At 68.9% G+C, this 18386-nt stretch carries 13 protein-coding genes; 10 read left to right on the top strand and 3 right to left on the bottom strand.

Annotated elements, in window-relative coordinates; translation table 11 throughout:
* Positions 1-214: 214 nt before the first annotated feature.
* The 6 genes from C4F17_RS13540 to C4F17_RS13515 all read left to right on the top strand — a co-directional run bounded on the left by C4F17_RS13540 (position 215) and on the right by C4F17_RS13515 (position 8696).
* Positions 215-724 (top strand): sigma-70 family RNA polymerase sigma factor, encoded by a 510-nt coding sequence (locus tag C4F17_RS13540; protein WP_106935574.1) that lies wholly within the window; start codon positions 215-217, stop codon positions 722-724.
* Positions 724-1749: a FecR domain-containing protein gene (locus C4F17_RS13535; protein ID WP_106935573.1), complete on the top strand. Its 1026-nt coding sequence runs from the start codon at positions 724-726 to the stop codon at positions 1747-1749. Before C4F17_RS13540 ends, C4F17_RS13535 begins: the two co-directional genes overlap by 1 nt.
* A gap of 130 nt (positions 1750-1879) precedes the next feature.
* Positions 1880-4360, top strand: coding sequence for a TonB-dependent siderophore receptor (locus tag C4F17_RS13530; RefSeq protein WP_106935572.1), 2481 nt, complete (start codon positions 1880-1882; stop codon positions 4358-4360).
* Positions 4361-5080 (top strand): hypothetical protein, encoded by a 720-nt coding sequence (locus C4F17_RS13525; protein ID WP_106935571.1) that lies wholly within the window; start codon positions 4361-4363, stop codon positions 5078-5080.
* Positions 5081-5093: 13 nt separating this feature from the next.
* Complete coding sequence (locus C4F17_RS13520) at positions 5094-7706, top strand: sulfite reductase flavoprotein subunit alpha (RefSeq protein WP_106935570.1); 2613 nt, start codon at positions 5094-5096, stop codon at positions 7704-7706.
* Positions 7707-7943: 237 nt separating this feature from the next.
* Positions 7944-8696 (top strand): MipA/OmpV family protein, encoded by a 753-nt coding sequence (locus tag C4F17_RS13515; protein WP_234382818.1) that lies wholly within the window; start codon positions 7944-7946, stop codon positions 8694-8696.
* On the opposite strand, the gene C4F17_RS13510 is transcribed toward C4F17_RS13515, so the two are convergent.
* The 3 genes from C4F17_RS13510 to C4F17_RS33630 all read right to left on the bottom strand — a co-directional run bounded on the left by C4F17_RS13510 (position 8684) and on the right by C4F17_RS33630 (position 12447).
* Positions 8684-10078 carry a sensor histidine kinase gene (locus C4F17_RS13510; protein ID WP_106935569.1) on the bottom strand — a complete coding sequence of 465 codons (1395 nt, stop codon included), beginning with the start codon at positions 10076-10078 and terminating at the stop codon, positions 8684-8686. The genes C4F17_RS13515 and C4F17_RS13510 overlap by 13 nt on opposite strands.
* Entirely contained in the window at positions 10075-10743 is a 669-nt protein-coding gene (locus C4F17_RS13505; protein ID WP_081268070.1) for a response regulator transcription factor, read from the bottom strand. Before C4F17_RS13505 ends, C4F17_RS13510 begins: the two co-directional genes overlap by 4 nt.
* Before the next feature lie 111 nt (positions 10744-10854).
* On the bottom strand, positions 10855-12447 hold the full coding sequence (locus C4F17_RS33630; RefSeq protein ID WP_106935568.1) for a phospholipase D family protein: 1593 nt from the start codon (positions 12445-12447) through the stop codon (positions 10855-10857).
* A gap of 178 nt (positions 12448-12625) precedes the next feature.
* Here C4F17_RS33630 and C4F17_RS13495 point away from each other — a divergent pair, with 178 nt between their 5' ends.
* The 4 genes from C4F17_RS13495 (at position 12626) to C4F17_RS13480 (ending at position 18308) form a co-directional block, all read left to right on the top strand.
* Complete coding sequence (locus C4F17_RS13495; protein WP_106935567.1) at positions 12626-14746, top strand: TonB-dependent siderophore receptor; 2121 nt, start codon at positions 12626-12628, stop codon at positions 14744-14746.
* Positions 14747-14776: 30 nt separating this feature from the next.
* Entirely contained in the window at positions 14777-15925 is a 1149-nt protein-coding gene (locus C4F17_RS13490) for a PepSY-associated TM helix domain-containing protein (RefSeq protein ID WP_106935566.1), read from the top strand.
* Entirely contained in the window at positions 15922-16110 is a 189-nt protein-coding gene (locus tag C4F17_RS13485; protein WP_106935565.1) for a hypothetical protein, read from the top strand. The genes C4F17_RS13490 and C4F17_RS13485 overlap by 4 nt, the downstream gene beginning before the upstream one ends.
* 74 nt (positions 16111-16184) lie before the next feature.
* Positions 16185-18308, top strand: coding sequence for a TonB-dependent receptor (locus C4F17_RS13480; protein WP_106937542.1), 2124 nt, complete (start codon positions 16185-16187; stop codon positions 18306-18308).
* Positions 18309-18386 lie beyond the last annotated feature (78 nt).

Genomic DNA, 18386 nt, shown 5'->3' with positions numbered 1-18386 from the left:
CGGGCGCCGGACCGGAGGCCGGCAGCCCATCGACTGGAAGCGAGGGCTGTTAGCACTCGTCAGCAGCGAGTGCTAATCATAAGGGCAATCGATGACGTTTCAAGGGCAGTGTGCGTGCCAGCTGGTTGGAAGGCATCCGGCGAAAGCGTACAATTGAGAACTATTCGTATTAATAACCGAGCGAAGCCATCGCGGCTGCGCGGAGATCCCACCCATGCCGGCCGGCGAGTTCGCGTTAGTTCAGCACGAGGTGCAAACGCTCTACAGCAACCATCACGGATGGCTGCACGCCTGGCTGCGCAAGAAGCTGGGCTGCTCGCACAACGCCGCCGACCTGGCGCACGACACCTTCGTGCGGCTGCTGAGCAGGAGGGAGCCCGTTGCCGCGGCTGAACCGCGCGCCTACCTGGCCACCATCGCGCACGGGCTGGTCGTCGACTTCCACCGGCGCCGGGCACTGGAGCGTGCCTACCTCGACACCCTCGCCGCGCTGCCCGAACCCCAATTGCCGTCGCTCGAAGCGCGGGCCATCGTGCTCGAGGCGCTGGTGGCCATCGACGCCATGCTCGACGGCATGAAGCCGCCGGTGCGGCAGGCCTTCATGCTGTCGCAGCTCGACGGACTCACCTATGCGGAAATCGCCGCCCGCCTGGGCGTGACGGTGCGCACGGTCAACAACTACATGCTCAAGGCGCTCGAGCATTGCTACATGCTCGCGCCGTGATGATGAAGTCCGGCTTCGAGCTGACGCCCGACGGCATCGGCGCGCCCTCGCGCAGCGAAGCCGAGGTCCGCAAGGAGGCCATCGCCTGGTACGCCCGGCTGTGCTCCGGCGATGCCACCGAGGCCGACCGCGAGAACTGGCGCCGTTGGCATCGCGCTCACCCCGACCACCAGCGCGCCTGGCAGCGCTTCGAGGCCATGCAGGCGACGTTCAAGCGCGTGCCGGCGCACGTGGCGGCCTCCACGCTGCGGGCTGCGCATGCCGACCGGCGCCGGGTGCTGCGCGGCATTGCCGTGCTGGCGGGCGGTGGTTCGCTGGCATACGTGTCGTGGCAGGTGGCCGGCACCGACGGCGGCTGGCGCGCCTGGCTGGCCGACTACCGCACGGGCACCGGCGAGCAGCGTTCCGTCACGCTGGCCGACGGCTCGCTGCTGAAGCTCAACACCCGCACGTCGGTGGATGTGTCCATCGACGCCGCGCACAGGCTCGTCACCCTGCGCGAAGGCGAGATCCTGGCCGAGACGGCAAGGCACCGCGGCTTGCCGGGTGCGGCGCGCATCGACAGCCGCCCCTTCCTGGTCGCGACGCCGCATGGCCGCATCCTCGCGCTGGGTACGCGCTTCACGGTGCGCAGCGACGGCGCGCGCACGGTGGTGAGCGTGCTCGAAGACGCCGTCGAGGTCCGCGCCTCGCACGCGCCCGGCAACGTGGTGCGGCTGGAGGCCGGGCAGCAGGTGGCCTTCACCGGCGACAGCGTCGATGCGCCGCAGCCGGCCGATCCCGCATCGGCCGATTGGGAGCACGGCAGCCTCGTCGTCAACGACTGGCGGCTGGGCGACGTGGTGGCCGAGCTTGCGCGCTACCACCGCGGCCGGCTGGCCTGCGACCCCGCCGTCGCGGACATCCGGGTGTCGGGCGCCTTTCCGGTCATGGACACCGGCAAGGCGCTGGCTGTCATCGTGCGGGCGTTTCCGGTGCGCGTGAGCGGCCTCACGCGCTATTGGGTGTCGCTGGTGCCTGCCTGATTCCGCATGCGGCCATGCGCTTCGGCGCATTTGCATTTTCTTGGCCGCCGCCTTTCATGTTTTTCGATTTCGTTCGGCCTACCCATTGAGAACCATGAATCCGCAATCAATGCCGAAGGAATTCCGAAGAATGCACGCGCACCCCTCATCACCCAACCCCGTCCGCAAGGCGCTGCTGTGCCTGTTCGCCGCGACGATGGCCCTGCCGATCGCGGCCGTGGCCGCCGACACCGCCGACGGCGCCCGCGCGCAGAACCAGGCGGCCCGCAGCTACCGCATCGACGCCGGCCCGCTGGCCACGGTGCTCGGGCGCTTTGCCGCGGCGTCGGGCGTGGCGCTGTCCTTCGACCCCGCGAGCACGCGGGCGCTGAACTCCGCCGGCCTGCAAGGCAGCTACACGGTGCGCGCGGGCTTTGCGGCGCTGCTCTCGGGCACCGGGCTGGAGGCGGTGGAAGGCGGGGCGGGTGAATTCACGCTGCGCAAGAGCGCCGCGGCGCCCGAGGCATCGGCGGGCGAATCGGGCGAGGCCGACGGCACGCTGCCGGCGGTGCGCGTGGTGGCCCGCGCGGCGCCGGCACCCGCCGACGCGGACGACCGCTACCAGCCCACGCCCGACGCCTCCACGTTGCGGACCACCGCGCCGGTGCTGGAGATTCCGCAGGTGGTGAACGTGGTGCCCGCGCAGGTCATCCGCGACCAGCGTCCGCGCAACATCGACGACGCGCTCACCAACGTCAGCGGCATCAACCAGGGCAACACCCTGGCCGGCACGCAGGACACCATCATGAAGCGCGGCTTCGGCGGCAACCGCGACGGCTCGATCATGCACAACGGCATGCCGCTGGTGCAGGGCCGCGGCATGAACGCGGCGGCCGAGAGCGTCGAAGTGCTCAAGGGCCCGTCGTCGCAGCTCTACGGCCTGATGGACCCGGGCGGCGTGATCAACGTGGTGAGCAAGAAGCCGCAACTGCGGCAGCGCACGAGCCTGTCGCTGCTGGGCTCGGGCTACGCGGGCGGGCGCGACGGCGGCGGCGCCACGCTGGACACCACCGGCCCCATCGGCGAGAACGGGCTGGCCTACCGGCTGATCGTCGACCATGTGGACGAGGACTACTGGCGCAACTTCGGCAAGCACCGCGAGACGCTGGTGGCGCCGTCGCTGGCCTGGTACGGCGACGACACCCAGGCCGTGCTCTGGTACGAGTACCGCAGGTACGTCACGCCCTTCGACCGCGGCACCGCGCTCGACCCGCGCACCCAGCGCCCGCTGGCGCTGCCCAGGACGCAGCGCCTGGACGAGCCCTTCAACGAGATGCGCGGCGAGACGCACCTGGGCCAGCTCTCGGTCGACCACCAGTTCGGCGGCGGCTGGGCCGGCCACCTGAACCTCAGCTACAACCAGGAAACCTACGACGCCAACCAGTTGCGGGTGAACGGCATCAACACCACGCGCGGCACGCTCGCGCGCAGCAACGACGCCACCCACGGCGCGCTGAGCACCGACAGCTACGCCACCGCGTATGTCGACGGCACCGTCGAGCTGGGCGGCATGCGCCACGACCTGCAGTTCGGCTGGGACGCCGAGTACCGCAGGATCTACCGCGCCGACCTGCTGCGCCAGGCCGCCAGGAGCACCTTCAGCTACCTGTTGCCGGTGTACGGCCTCGAGGCGCCGTCGAGCACCGTGTCGGCGAGCGACAGCGACCAGACCGACAGGCTGCACAACCAGTCGCTGTTCTTCCAGGACTCCATTCACCTGAACGACCGCTGGATCGCGGTGGCCGCGCTGCGCTACCAGGCGTGGTCGCAGCTTGCGGGGCGCGGGCGGCCCTTCAAGGTCAACACCGACACCTACGGCTCCAAGCTGCTGCCGCGCCTGGGGCTGATCTACAAGTGGACCGATACCGTGTCGTTCTACGGCAGCTACACCCAGTCGCTCAAGCCGGCGTCGACCATCGCGCCGCTGTCGAGCGGCTACGTGCTCGATGCTTCGGTGAAGCCCGAGGAAGCCAAGTCGTGGGAGCTCGGCGCCAAGTTCGACATGCCCGGCGGCGTGACCGGCACCGTGGCGCTGTTCGACATCCACAAGCGCAACGTGCTGGTCTCGCAGTTCAACGACGTGACCAAGCTCACCGACTGGCGCACCTCGGGCGCGGCCCGTTCGCGCGGCCTCGAAGTGGACGTTGCGGGCCAGCTGAGCAAGAACTGGAGCGCGATCGCGAGCTACGCCTACATCGACGCCAAGACCACGGAAGACCCGCTGTACGCCGGCAACCGGCTCTGGAACGTGGCGCGGCAGACCGCGTCGCTCTCGGCCGTGTACGACTTCGGCCAGGTGTTCGGCGGCGAAGGAAGGCTGCGCATGGGCGCCGGCGCGCACTACGTCGGCAAGCGCGCGGGCGACTCGGCCAACAGCTTCGTGCTGCCGGGCTACACCACGGTCGATGCCTTCGCCACCTACGACACGCGCCTGTATGGCAAGAAGGTCAAGTTCCAGTTGAACGTGAAGAACCTGTTCGACAAGACCTACTACCCGTCGGCAGCGAACACCTATTTCATCTCGATGGGCGATGCGCGCCAAGTCTCGTTCCTCACGACCTTCGAGTTCTAGATGAAGCCGCTCATTCACATCACCCGCCGCGTGGCCGTCGTTCTTCTGATGGCGTGCGGCCTCTCGACGGCAGACGCAAGCGCCGCCGAGTTGCCGGGGCAGGGCCGCAAGGTCGTGCTGCTGGTGCAGCGCGACGGCCCCAGCCTTCCGGCCGACGAGAAGGTCAAGGCACACCTCGAGTCGCGCGGCTTTGCCGTGACGCTGCAGGACCAGTCGGCCGCGCCGTCGGTGGCGGCCGGCGCGGACCTCGTCGTGATCTCGTCCACCGTCGCCGCCAAGGACGTGAGCGGCGCCTGGCGCCAACTGCCGGTGCCGCTGCTCACCTGGGAGAATGACCTGCTCGACGACCTGGCCATGACCGGCAAGCGGCATGACACGGACTTCGGCGAAGCCGCCAAGGAGCGCTACCTGTGGCTGGTCAATGCGCCGCATCCCATGTCGGCGGGCTTGCCGGCCGGCGTGACGAACGTCTACGCCAGGCAGGGCGGCATGAGCTGGGGCAAGCCGGGCCTGGGCGCCACCACCATCGCCACGCTGTACGGCCAGCCAGAGAAGGCGGCCATCTTCGGCTATGAGAAGGGCGCCACCATGGACTACGAGTCGCTCGCGCCGGCGCGCCGCGTGATGTTCTTCCTCGGCAACGAGACCTTCACCAACCTTTCGCCCGCGGGCCGGATGCTGTTCGACGCGGCCGTCGACTGGACCGCCGGCATCCGCTGAAAACAAAGAATCGATGAAATTCCCCGCGCTGCGCCAGCTCTGGTTCCAGTTGCACTGGCTGATCGGCATCACGGCCGGCACGGTGCTGATCGTCATCGGCCTGAGCGGCGCGGTGCTGTCGTTCCGCGAGGAAATCATCGATGCACTCAACCCGCACGGGCGCCACGTGCCGGCGCAGGCCGTGCCCGTGCTCACGCCGGCGCAACTGCTCGCGGCGGCACGGCAGGCGTGGCCCGGGCGCCAGGTCGGAACGCTCGCGCTGTTCGCCGAGCCGGGCGCGGCCGCGCGGGTGATCTTCGCGCCGCCGCCGGGTGAGCGGCGCGGTGAAACCGTCTACCTCGACCCCTACGCGGGCACTGCGCTGCCGCCGCTCGCGGGCGCCGGCTTCTTCGAATGGGTCGAGTCGCTGCATCGCTGGCTGCTGCTGCCGCGCGAGCCCGGGCGGGTGGTGGCCGGCGTGCTGGCGATGGGCCTGCTGCTGCTGTCGCTCTCGGGCCTCTATCTGCGATGGCCGCGCCGCCCGCTCGACTGGCGCGCGTGGCTCACTTTCGATCCGGCGCTCAAGGGGCGCTCTTTTCTGTGGGGCCTGCATTCGGTGATGGGCACCTGCGCGCTGCTGATGTACATCGTGTTCACCACCAGCGGGCTGTACTGGGCCTTCGACGCGGTGCGCGACCGTGTCGATGCGATGGCCGGCCATCCCCGCGTGGCCGCGCAGCAGGCGCGCACCGCGCCGCGCATGCGCAACGTGGCGCGCGACGATGCCGCCGCGGTGGATGTCGCGCCCGCCTGGGCTGTCTTCGAGCAGAAGGCGCGCGAGACCGGCGGCTGGAGCGAGGTCATCCTGCGCGTGCCCTCGGGCGCCGCGCCGTCGGTGCTGTTCACCTGGCTCGACACGGCGCCCGCCCACGAACGCGCGCGCAACCGCATGACGGTGCGGCTGCCGGGCGGCGAGGTGACGCAGGACGAGCGCCATGCCGGCAAGACGGCGGGCGGGCGATTCCTGGCGGCGATCTATCCGCTTCACATGGGCACCTACTTCGGCATGCCGGGGCGCATCGCGATGCTGCTGGCGGCGCTGATGCTGCCGGTGTTTTCCATCACCGGCTGGCTGCTGTACCTCGACCGGCGCCGCAAGAAGCGCGCGGTGCGGGCCGAGCGCGCGGCGCTGGAAGCGGCGGTGCGGCCGGCCGGCGGCATGGCGCCTGCGTCGGAACGCGTGCTGGTGGCCTTCGCGAGCCAGTCGGGCACGGCCGAGGGCCTTGCCATGCGCAGCGCCGCCGCGCTCGAGGGCGCGGGGCTGCCGGTGACCGTGGCGTCGCTGGCGCGTCTGGACCCCGAGCAGTTGCGGCACCACCGGCACGTGCTGATCGTCGCCAGCAGCTTCGGCGAGGGCGGCCCGCCCGATGCCGCGCGCCGGTTCGCGCAGCGGCTTGCGCAGGTCGGCGGCGAGGCGCTGTCGCACCTGCGCTACGGCCTGCTGGCGCTGGGCGACCGGCACTACGCGCGCTTCTGCGGCTTCGGACACACGCTGGACCATGCGCTGGTCGCGGCCGGTGCGCAGTCGCTGTTTCCGATGGTCGAGGTCGACAACGGCGACGCCAGTGCGCTGGCCGTGTGGCGGCGGCACCTGGGCGCGATGCCCGGGGCCCGGGGCGGCGCGATGCCCGATGCGCTCGGCGCCGTGCCCGAGGAGCAGCTTTTCGGCGCATGGACGCTGTGCGCGCGCCGCCTGCTCAACCCGCGCAGCCTGGGGCATCCGCTTTGCGAGATCGAACTGACGCCTTCGGTGCAGGGCGAACTGCCTTCATGGCGACCGGGCGCACTGGCCGAACTGCGGCCGCGCCATGCGCCGGAAACGGTGGCTGCCCTGCTGCGCTCGGCATCGCTGGACGGCGATGCGCAGGTGCGGTTCGAAGGCCGCACCCTCATGCTGCGCGAGGCCCTGGCATGCAGCGCGATGCCGGCGCCGGAAGCGCTGTCGCAGGTTTCAGACGCCCAGGCGCTGGCCGATGCGCTCGTGCCGCTGGCGCCGCGTCGCTACTCGATTGCCTCGGTGCCGGCAGAAGGGCGCATCCGGCTGCTGGTGCGGCAGGCGCGCCATGAGTCGGGCCTGGGGCTCGCCTCGGGCTGGCTCACGGTGCATGCGATGCCGTCGGCACAAGTGGAATTGCGCCTGCTGGCCAACCCCGGCTTCGAACCCGTGGCGGACGAGCGGCCTTGCATCTTCATCGGCAACGGTTCGGGCTATGCGGGGTTGCGCGGACACCTGTGCGAGCGCGTGGCGCAGGGGTTTCATCGCAACTGGCTGCTGTTCGGCGAACGCCAGAGCGCGTGCGATGCCTTCTTCATGGACGAACTCACGCGGTGGCGCGAGCAGGGTGCTCTTGCCCGCATCGACCTGGCGTTCTCGCGCGACCAGCCCGAGCGCATCTACGTGCAGGACCGGCTGCGCGACGCAGCGCCCGAACTGCAGCGCTGGATCGGCGACGGCGCCGTGGTCTTCGTGTGCGGCAGCCTGCACGGCATGGCGGCCGGCGTGGATGCCGTGCTCGAGGAAGTGCTGGGGCGCTCCGCGCTGGAAGACCTCATCGCGCAAGGGCGCTATCGGCGGGACGTTTACTAGGCGACGAGAGCGAAGCATCCGTGAAGTGAATCCCTAAAAAGTCCTTAAAGCCGTCCCGTCAGGATCCACGTCGCAGGCAGCGGCGTGTTCTGTTTCGCGGTCCAACCACGCATACGGAACGGCAGCGCTCGCCAGGAGCACTGGATTTTTCAACCGAGGATCTTCATGACCAAGCCAAGCCGCCTTTCGAGCCCGGGCAGGAAGCGCCACGCGCGCGCATCTTTCACATTCTTCGCGATGAGCGCTGCCTGCGCCGCCGGTCTTTCGCCGGCATGGGCGCAGATTCAGATCGCGGAAGACACCGCGGGCGAGGTGGCCTCGCCGCAATGGGGGGTTGGCATCGGCGCGATCATGGAGCGCAAGCCCTATCGCGATTTCAAGGACAAGACCCTGGCCATCCCTTTCGTGGCTTACGAGAACAGCTGGATAAGCGTGGGCCCCCCGGGCATCGAAGTGAAGTTGCCGTCCGCGGGGCCTGTGCTGCTGCGTCTGCGTGCACGCTACGCCAGCGACGGCTACGAGTCCAAGGATTCGCCCTACCTCGCCGGCATGGACAAGCGCAAGGGCAGCATCTGGCTGGGCGGGGCGGCCATCTGGCGCACCGACATCGCAAACCTCTCGGCCGAATTGCTGGCCGATGGTTCGGGCAACAGCAAGGGCACGAGGTTCGCGGTGCAGCTGGACCGGCGCTTTTCCGCGGGTTCCTTCGGCTTCACGCCGCGCGTGGCGCTGCAGCGGGTCGACCGCAGATACGTCGACTATTACTACGGTGTGAAGACTGCCGAGGTCCGCCGCGGCCGCGCCCAATATGCCGGCAAGGCCACCGCCAATGTCGAAGCAGGCCTGCGCGTGGACTATGCGTTGGGGCCGCAGCACCAAGTCTTCCTGGACCTGGGTACGACCCGATTCGGCAGCGGCATCAAGAGCAGTCCCCTGGTCGGTCGCGCGAACCAGGCCGGCGTGCGACTCGGATACGTCTACGGGTTCTGAACGTCGGCGCCCGCCGTTGCGGCAGGGAACACGATCCGGACGGCAAAGCCGCGCCCGTCCAGTCCGTTCCCGGTTTCGATCGTCGCGTGATGCGACTGCGCGATACCGGCCACCAGTGACAGGCCGATGCCGCTTCCGCGCGCCGAGGTGCCGGCGGCCCGATGGAAGCGCTCGAAGATCGCCTGGCGTTCCGGCGGCGGCACGCCCGGGCCGTCGTCGGCCACGTCGAGATACGCCTTTGGCGCTTGCCCCGGGTCGGCGTCCCGCTGGTAGCCGCAGCCGACCCTGACGCGGCCGCCCTTCGAGGTGTAGCGCAGCGCGTTGTCGATCAGGTTGCGCAGCAGGATGCCTATTTCGTCGACGTTGCAGCGGATGGTGCACCTGCCTATTTCGAGGAGCAAGGAGCGCTCGTGCTGCAGCGCATGCGTGTCGAAGTCGCGCGCGACGTGCAGGACGAGATCGCCGAGATCCTCCGGCGTGTGCTGCGGCGCATTGGCACCGGCATTCAGGCGCGCCAGGTCGAGCAACTGCTCCGACAGCCGCGAACTGCTCTGCGCGACGCGAAGAAGCTTGGTCAGTGCCAGGTCCTTGTCTGCCACGGTGTTCGCGCGCAGCGCGATCTGCGCCTGTGCCTGCAGCGCGGCCAGCGGCGTGCGCAGTTCGTGTGCGGCATCGCCGATGAAACGGCGCTCGCCTTCGATCGATTCGGCAAGCTGCAGCAGCAGATGATTGAACGACGCCACCAGCGGATGGAGTTCGCGAGGCAAGGCATCCGGCGACAGCGGCGTGAGGTCGAACTTGCGGCGGCCGCGCATCGCGGCCTCCAGCGCCACCACCTGCTTCAGTGAGGTGTGCACGACCATCCACATGAGGGCGCCCACGACCAGCAGCACGAGCGAAGTGCGCACCAGGCCGGTCAGCGCGTCGTTGCGGATTTCGGCGTCCACCACGCTATGGGGATTGCCGACCTGCACATGGACTCGTCCGTCGGCATCCGAGACCGAATAGACGCGCCAGCGCTGGCCCGCAATTTCCGTGGTGGCCGGACCATCCTCGAAGTCGGGCCGCAGGGGAGTCGCCGGTGCGCCCGGCGAGGGCACCGCAAGTTGCCGGCGGTTGATCCAGACCTGGAAGGCCAGCTTCTCGCTGCGCTCCAGCGCCGGATTGCGCAGCCGAAGGGCGGGCCCCGTCACCGTCAGGTCGGCGTCGGCGGGGATCGTGGTGAGCAGCCGGATGGCGATGGTCTTGAGCTTGTCGTCCCAGGTGCTGGTCTTGTTGTGGGCGAGGTATGCGAACAGCAGCGCAAGCGCCCCGACCCAGCACAGCGCGATGGTCGCAGCGATCATTGCGATCATCTGCGCATGCAGCGACTTGGGCTTCACGGCGAACGTTGGCCGACGACGTAGCCGTGGCCATGGACGGTCCGGATCAGGTCGTCGCCGAGCTTGCGACGCAGCTGGTGGATGAAGACGGCGATGGTGTTGCTCTCGACCACGCTGGCGTTTCCGTAGACCGCGTCCTGCAGCTGGTCGCGGGTGACGACGTGGCCGGGGCGCTCGAGCAGGGCGAGCAGCGTGCGGTACTCGTGCGCGCTCAGCGGCACCTCGACTCCGGCCCTGGTGACCATGCGCCGGCTGCGGTCGACCTCGACGTCGCCCCGCGTGAAGACCGGTATCACACGCCCTCGGCTGCGGCGGATGACCGAACGCAAGCGAGCCCACAGCTCGTCGAACTGGAACGGCTTGACCAGGTAGTCGTCGGCGCCTGCATCGAGGCCATGGATGCGCTCGCTGAGCTGGTCGCGCGCCGTAAGGATCAGCACCGGGGTCGGGTCGTAGCGGGTTCTCATCGACCGCAGCACCGTCAGCCCCGAATCGCCGCCGGGCAGTCCCAGGTCCAGCAGCACAGCGGCATAGGCATGATCGATCAGGGCGACGCGGGCGGCGGAGGCGCAGTCGACGCGGTCGATCGACCAGCCGCCTTGCCGGGCGCCGTCGCACACGGCTTCGCCCAGCATGTCGTCGTCTTCCACGAGAAGCAGGTGCATCGAAGGGACAGGATTTCTTGTGACCAGGTGCGGCTGCCCGAATGATGCCCGGGGATTGTTAGTCGCTTTTTAAGATTCGATGCGCGGCACGGCGTCGCCGCGTCACGGCTGCTACAGCTGGTCGGTCGGCACGAACCAGGAGAACAGCAGCAGCTGCAGCCGCGTCAGCATGCTGGAGTCGGGTTCGCTGTCGAGCACTTCGTTGTCGACGTCACCGGTGCCGACCCATTGCACGTTCTGGCCGTCGGGCTTGAGCGTGACGCGGTAGACGCCTTCGATGTCGTCGAGCTGGTAGGCGAAAAGCAGCGCCTGCGTCAGGTCGAAGCTGCGCACGCGCACGCCGAACTCGGTGTTCAGCCGGGCAGAGCGCGGGTCGAGGTTCATCGAGCCGAGCAGCACCCACTGGCGGTCCACCAGCGCCAGCTTGGCGTGCAGGCGGCCGCGGGCCTTCTTCAGCAGGTCGCGGAACTGGCCGCTGCGCCGCAGCTGCTGGGTGCTGACCTCGTACAGGTTCACGCCCAGCTTGAGCATGTCGACGCGGTAGCGGTTGTAGTTGATGTTGACCAGCGGCTCGTCGCTGTCGGCCAGCGAGTTGGTGATGACGGTGATGTTCACGCCGTGCTCGCGGCCCATGCGGATGCGCTCCATGCCCTCGTCGCCCGGAATGAAGTAGGGCGAGATCACCACCACGTTCGACTGCGCCGTGGCCAGCATCTCATGGAAGCGCTGCGCCAGCGATTCGGTGGGATGCGCCATGACGCCCAGCGCCTTGTTCGGGCTGTCGGCGGAGGCGTTGGCCTCGGCGCGCATCCATTTCGCTTCGTCGATGTTGGCGAGCTGGGCGCCCAGGGGCGGGTCGCCGAGCAGGTCGGTGAGGGGCAGGGGGCCGGGCGGCGGGGCGTTGGCGGGGGAGGTGGCGGCCTCGAAGTCGGCTTTCAGCGTCTCGGTCGAGCGGCTGGTGCTGGCGACCCGCTGCAGCGGGTAGACCACGTCGCTGTTCCAGTAGGTGTCGAAGATGGCCGCGGCCTCGGGCACGACCGGGCCGGCCAGCAGCAGTTCGAAGTCGATGAAGTTGGCGCTCTCGCTGCGCAGGAAATATTCGTCGGCGAGGTTGCGTCCGCCCGCGATGGCCATCGCGCCGTCCGCCAGGAACAGCTTGTTGTGCATGCGGTGGTTGAGCCGGCGGAAGTCGGAGAAGAACTCCAGCCAGCGGCCCGACGAATGGTCGCGCGCATTCACGAAGGGGTTGAACAGCCGCACTTCGGCATTGGGTTCGGCGGCCAGTCCGAGCAGCAGGCGGTCCATGCCGGCGGTGTAGAAGTCGTCGAGCAGCAGCCGTACGCGCACGCCGCGCCGCGCGGCATTGCGCAGTTCGCGCAGAAGCAGCCGGCCGGTCTTGTCGTTGCCGAGCTGGTAGGTCTGCACGTCGAGGGAGGACTGGGCCCGCCGCATCAGCTCGAGCCGCGCATCGAGCGCGAACGAGGCCTCGATCAGCGGGCGCATGCTCGTCAGCCCGTCCGGCGGCGTGTTCAGGGCGATGGCCGCGCGGCCGAGCTCCGTGGCCGGCGAGGCGGCGATGGATTTCACCGGCGGCTCGGGCGCGCGCGGCGGCAGGCCGGCGCAGCCGGTCAGTGCAAGGGCAATCAGCCACAGAGCCGGACCGCGCAGCGCGGGAAACAGAAAGGCAATGAGCTTGATGAACATGGGGCCTGCCGACGCATGAGAGGAAGCGTGCGGGCGGGATCGTAGCCTTTCGGCCCTTTTTTGAAGACGCAATTTCGCAACGCAACGCCCTTGCGATCCTGCTGGAAATCGGCCGGCCGAGACTTTTTGACAATTAGAATGAGAATGCTTCTTAATTGTGTCTTGGAGTGGAGAAGGAATGTCTAGATTGGTGGCGCGGCGCAAGGCCGCATCGGTGCTGGTGGGGTGCCTGGCTATTTACACGCAGCACCAGGTGCTGGCCCAGACGGCGAACGCAGCTTCCCTGCCGGAAGTGAGGGTGGACGCGAATGCCGAAGCCGAGACCGCGAAGACGTCGGTGATCGGCTACCGCGCAAAGAATGCGGTCACGGCCACCAAGACCGACACGCCGCTGGCCGAGACGCCGCAGTCGGTGACTGTCGTCACGCGCGACCAGATGGTCGACCAGGGCGCCACCAACCTGCAGGACGCGCTCACCTACGCCGCCGGCGTGCGCTCCGACGCCTACGGCATCGATTCGCGCTCCGACAGCTTCTCGGTGCGCGGCAGCGACCCGTCCGTCTACCTCGACGGGCTGCAGACCTATTCCTCCGGCTGGTACACCGCCACGGCGCGGCCCGACCCGTACACGCTGGAGCGCCTCGAAGTGCTGCGCGGGCCGGCCGGCATGCTGTTCGGCGCAGGCACCGCGGGCGGTGTGATCAACATGGTCAGCAAGCTGCCGCAGCAGCAGGCCTACCGCGAGGTGGGCGTGCAGCTCGGCTCCTTCGGACGCAAGCAGCTCCAGGCCGATCTGACCGGCCCGCTGACCGCCGACGGCGAGTGGTCGTACCGCCTTGTGGCATTGCAGCGCAAGTCCGACACGCAGGTCGACTACGTGCCGGACGACCGCTCGCTCATCATGCCGTCGCTCACCTGGCGCCCCAGCGCCGCGACCTCGCTGACGCTGCAGGCCCTGTGGCAGAAGGACAAGACCGGCAGCACCTCGCAGTTCTTCCCCTGGCAGGGCACCATCCTGCCGAACGTCAACGGCCCGCTGCCGTCCAGCCGTTTCATCGGCGAGCCGGGCGACGGCTACGACACCGAGCGCAAGACCTTCGGCTGGCAGTTCGAACACAAGTTCAACGAGCGCTGGACCTTCAGGCAGAACTTCCGCGCATCGCGCACCTTCAACGACTCGCACTACCACTACGCGGATTCGTTCTCCGTGCCCGGCGGCTGGTCGCTCGACCCCGCCGGCCAGCGCCTGCTCGGCCGCTACAACGACAAGTCGCTGGCATGGACCAGCATGACCGGCATCGACAACCACGTCGAAGGCCATTTCGACACCGGCGCGCTGCGCCACACGCTGCTGGTGGGCGCGGAGTATTCGCGCCAGCGCCAGGACAAGACCGAAGGCTCCGTCTACAGCACCATCGACGCCTACGCGCCGGTCTATGGCGTCGGCTACGTGCCGGTCACCGAGCTGACGCGCAGGCCGCGCACCACCCAGCGCAACGCCGGCATCTACGTGCAGGACCAGATGAAGCTGGACAACTGGATCTTCGTGGCCGGCCTGCGCTACGACCGCAGCACCGCCGGCACCGCGGGCAGCGCCTCGGAGACGACCAGCGCCACCTCGCGCCGGCTGGGCGTGATGTACACGCTGCCTTCGGGCTGGTCGCCGTACCTGAGCTACACCGAATCCTTCACGCCCCAGGCCGGCACCAACGCCGAGGGCAACCTGTTCAAGCCGCTGCGCGGCGAGCAGGTGGAGGCCGGCGTCAAGTACCAGCCCGCCGGCTCGCCGACGAGCTTCACCGCGTCGGTCTTCTCGCTGAAGGAAAAGAACCGCCTCGTCTCCGACAGCACCAACCCGGACTACGGCCGGCAGGTCGATGCGACGAAGAACAAGGGCGTGGAGCTAGAACTCAAGACGACGCTGGGCCGCAACTTCGACCTGATCGCCAACTACACCAACATCGATGTCGACGCCAAGCTCACCGAGCAGCCGCGCAACCAGGCCTCGGTGTGGGGCAAGTACCGTTTCTCCATCGCGGGGGTGCCGGGCTTCTCCGCCGGTGCGGGCGTGCGCTACATGAGCGGCTTCACCGACGTGGACGGCTCCAGCGCCGGGCCTCGCGTGCCCTCGGTGACCCTGCTCGACCTGATGCTGGCCTACGAGTCGGACAGGTGGCGCTACGCGCTGAACATCAACAACGCGACCGACAAGACCTACTTCAGCACTTGCCTGTCGCGCGGCGATTGCTGGTTCGGTGCGCGCCGCAGCGTTGTGGCCAGCGCCACCTATCGCTTCTGATCGCCGCCCTTCGAGCGGAGCCGCCACGACATGAACAGCCGAACAATCAAGACCTGGGCCTGGGTGCACAAGTGGAGCAGCCTCGTGTGCACCGTGTTCATGCTGCTGCTGTGCATCACGGGCCTGCCGCTGATCTTCCACCACGAGATCGGCCACCTGCTCGGCACCGAGGTCGAGGCGCCGAAGATGCCGGCGGACACGCCGCGCATCAGCCTCGACCGCGTGCTGGAGATCGCCAAGGCCAAGCACCCCGACCGCGTGGTGCAGTTCGCCTCGCAGCCCGAGGACGACGACGGCCTGTGGTTCGTCACGCTCACGCCCACGCCGGCGCCCACCGACGACTTCAAGTCGGTCGCGGTCGACGCGCGCACGGGCGACGTGCTCGCCCAGCCCAAGTTCGACGAGGGCTTCATGTACGTGATGTTCAAGCTGCACGTCGACCTGTTCGCCGGGTTGCCGGGCAAGCTGTTCCTCGGTTTCATGGGCCTGCTGCTGCTGGTGGCCATCGTCTCGGGCGTGGTGCTCTATTCGCCGTTCATGCGCAAGCTCGACTTCGGCACGGTGCGGCGCGACAAGCGCCCGCGCCTGAAGTGGCTCGACCTGCACAACCTGCTGGGCGTGGTCACGCTGGTGTGGCTGTTCGTGGTGGGCTCCACCGGCATGATCAACACCTGGGCCGACCTGCTCATCAAGTACTGGCAGTACGACCAGCTCAGCGCGCTGCTGGCGCCCTACAAGAACGAGCCGGTGGTGGCGGTGTCTCAGCGCGGCTCGGTGCAAAGCTCGATGGAAGCCGCGCTGCAGCGCGCGCCCGGCATGAAGCTGTCGTTCATCGCGTTCCCGGGCACCTCGTTCTCGAGCCCGCACCACAACACCTTCTTCCTGCGCGGCAACGAGCCTTTCAGCTCCAAGCTGTTCCAGCCGGTGCTGGTCGACGCCAAGACCGCGGAGGTCACGGCGGCGCCCAAGCTGCCCTGGTACCTCACGGCGCTGCTGGTGTCGCAGCCGCTGCACTTCGGCGACTACGGCGGCATGCCGATGCAGATTCTGTGGGCGCTGCTCGACATCGCGACCATCATCGTGCTGGGCAGCGGCCTGTACCTGTGGCTCAAGCGCGGCAGCGCCGCACCCGCCGCGCAGCCACCCGAGCCGGCCGCGGCAATGAAGGCCCGGGCATGAAGCATCGTCACGGCTTCTGGCGCATGTGGGGCTGGCCGATCGTGCTCGGCCTGCTCACGACACTGGGCCTGGTCTCCGCGCTCTTCAGCGACGGCGGCTTCGGCGACATCCTTGCCTGGATCGCGCTGGGCGTTCCGGTTGTCGTGTGCGTCTGGTTCGGCTGGCTGCGGTCTTCCGCCCGCTAGGACGCCCGGCTCTCGCCGGCACCCGGTGAAAGCCTGAGGTCCCGGGCGGGCGGCATGGCCCCAGAATGGGCGCGATGAAACTCTCGCCCGTTGCCGCCGCCGCCGTTGCCTGCCTGTCGCTTCATGTCCCGTCGCCTGCCGATGCGCAGGAGGCGGCACCGGCCGCACTGCGAGAGATCACGGTTTCCACGCCGCGCGGCGAGGTCGCGCCTTTCAACGTGCCCGGCTCGGTCGACCGGGTCGACGGCGCAGAAATGCGCGACAGCCGCCTGCAGGTCAATCTCTCCGAAAGCCTGGGCGCCGTGCCCGGGCTGCAGGTGCAGAACCGGCAGAACTACGCACAAGACCTGCAACTCTCCATTCGCGGCTTCGGCGCGCGCTCCACCTTCGGCGTGCGCGGCGTGCGGCTGTACGTCGACGGCATTCCCGCCACCTTGCCCGACGGGCAGGGCCAGACCTCGAACATCGACATCGGCTCGGTGGACCGTGTCGAGGTCTTGCGCGGACCGTTCTCCGCGCTCTACGGCAATTCTTCCGGCGGCGTGGTGCAGGCCTTCACCGCATCGGGCGAGGGAGCGCCGCGGCTGGCGTATTCGCTCGCGGGCGGCAGCTTCGGCACCTGGCGGCAGTCGCTGCAGCTCAGCGGCTCGCAGGGCGCGGTCGACTACATGCTCGACGCCAGCCGCTTCCGCACCGACGGCTGGCGCGAGCACAGCGCCGCGCGGCGCGACATCGCCAACGGCAAGCTGGGCATCGCGCTGGACAACGGCGACAAGCTCACGCTGGTCATGAACAGCGTGCGCATCGACGCGCAAGACCCGCTCGGCCTCACGGCCGACCAGTACGCGCTGGCGCCGCGCAACGCGCCGCTCGCCACCCAGTACGACACGCGCAAGACGGTCGAGCAGACGCAGGCCGGGCTGCTCTACGAGCGCCGCATCGACGCCGGCCAGGCGCTGCGCCTCATGGTCTATGGCGGGCAGCGCGAGACCACGCAGTACCAGTCGATTCCGCCTTCGGCGCAGCAGAACCCGCTGCATGCGGGCGGCGTGATCGACCTGTCGCGGCAGTACGGCGGCATCGACCTGCGCTGGAGCGCCGCGCTGCAGCTTGCCGACCGGCCGCTCGACGTGGTTGCCGGGCTGGGCTACGACAACCTGCGCGAAAAGCGGCGCGGATACGAGAACTACCTGGGCCCGCTCGCAAACCCGGTGCTGGGCGTGCAGGGGCGCCTGCGCCGCAACGAGCTCAACACCGTCTGGAACCTCGACCCCTACGCGCAGGCGACATGGCGCCTTGCCGAGCGCTGGACGCTGGAGGCCGGCGTGCGCCGCAGCAGCGTGCACTTCGATTCGCACGACCGCTACATCATCGGCGCCAACCGCGACGACAGCGGCAGCGCGCGCTACGGCAAGACGCTGCCCGTGGCGTCGCTGCGCTACCAGGCCACGCCCGACCTCGCGCTGTACGGTTCCGCCGGCCGCGGCTTCGAGACGCCGACGCTCAACGAGCTGTCGTACCGCGCGAACGGCGCCAGCGGCCTCAACTTCGCGCTGCGGCCTTCGATGAACGACAGCCTGGAGGTCGGCGCCAAGGCCCGGCTCGCGGGCGGCCTGCTGACGGCGGCGCTGTTCCAGACCCGCACGCGCGACGAGATCGTGACCGACACCAACGTCGGCGGCCGCGCGACCTTCCAGAACGCGGGCCGCACCAAGCGCAACGGCTTCGAGCTGGGCTGGCAGCACGAGACCGCCAGCCATTGGCGCACGCAGCTGGCCTACACGTGGCTGGACGCGACTTACCGCGATGCCTTCTGCTCGCCGTCGCCTTGCGTCACGGCCAACACCGTGGCGTCGGGCAACCGCATTCCCGGCATCGCGAGGCAATCGCTTTTCGCGTCGCTGGGCTGGGTGCCGCCCGAGGGCTGGCGTGCCGGCGCGGAAGTGCGAGCGCTCGGGCGCATCCTGGCCAACGACGTCAACACGGCCGTGGCGTCGGGCTATGCGGTGGCGGCGGTCTATGCCGGCTACCTGAAGAAGTGGGAGCGCTGGGAGCTCAACGCCTTCGCGCGCGTCGACAACCTGTTCGACCGCCGCTACGTAGGCTCGGTGATCGTCAATGAAGGCAACGGGCGTTTCTACGAACCGGCGCTGGGCCGGAACTGGACCGTGGGGTTGAGCGGCGCCTACAGGTTCTGACGTGTGGTCGTTCGGGGCGCGATCCCGCCGACGGGGTACTCTGCTCCGCGAATGTCCCCCGGCCTGCAGCCTCCTCCT

This window comes from Variovorax sp. PMC12 (assembly GCF_003019815.1).
Classification (GTDB): domain Bacteria; phylum Pseudomonadota; class Gammaproteobacteria; order Burkholderiales; family Burkholderiaceae_C; genus Variovorax.
This window is presented reverse-complemented; position numbering and strand designations above follow the sequence as displayed.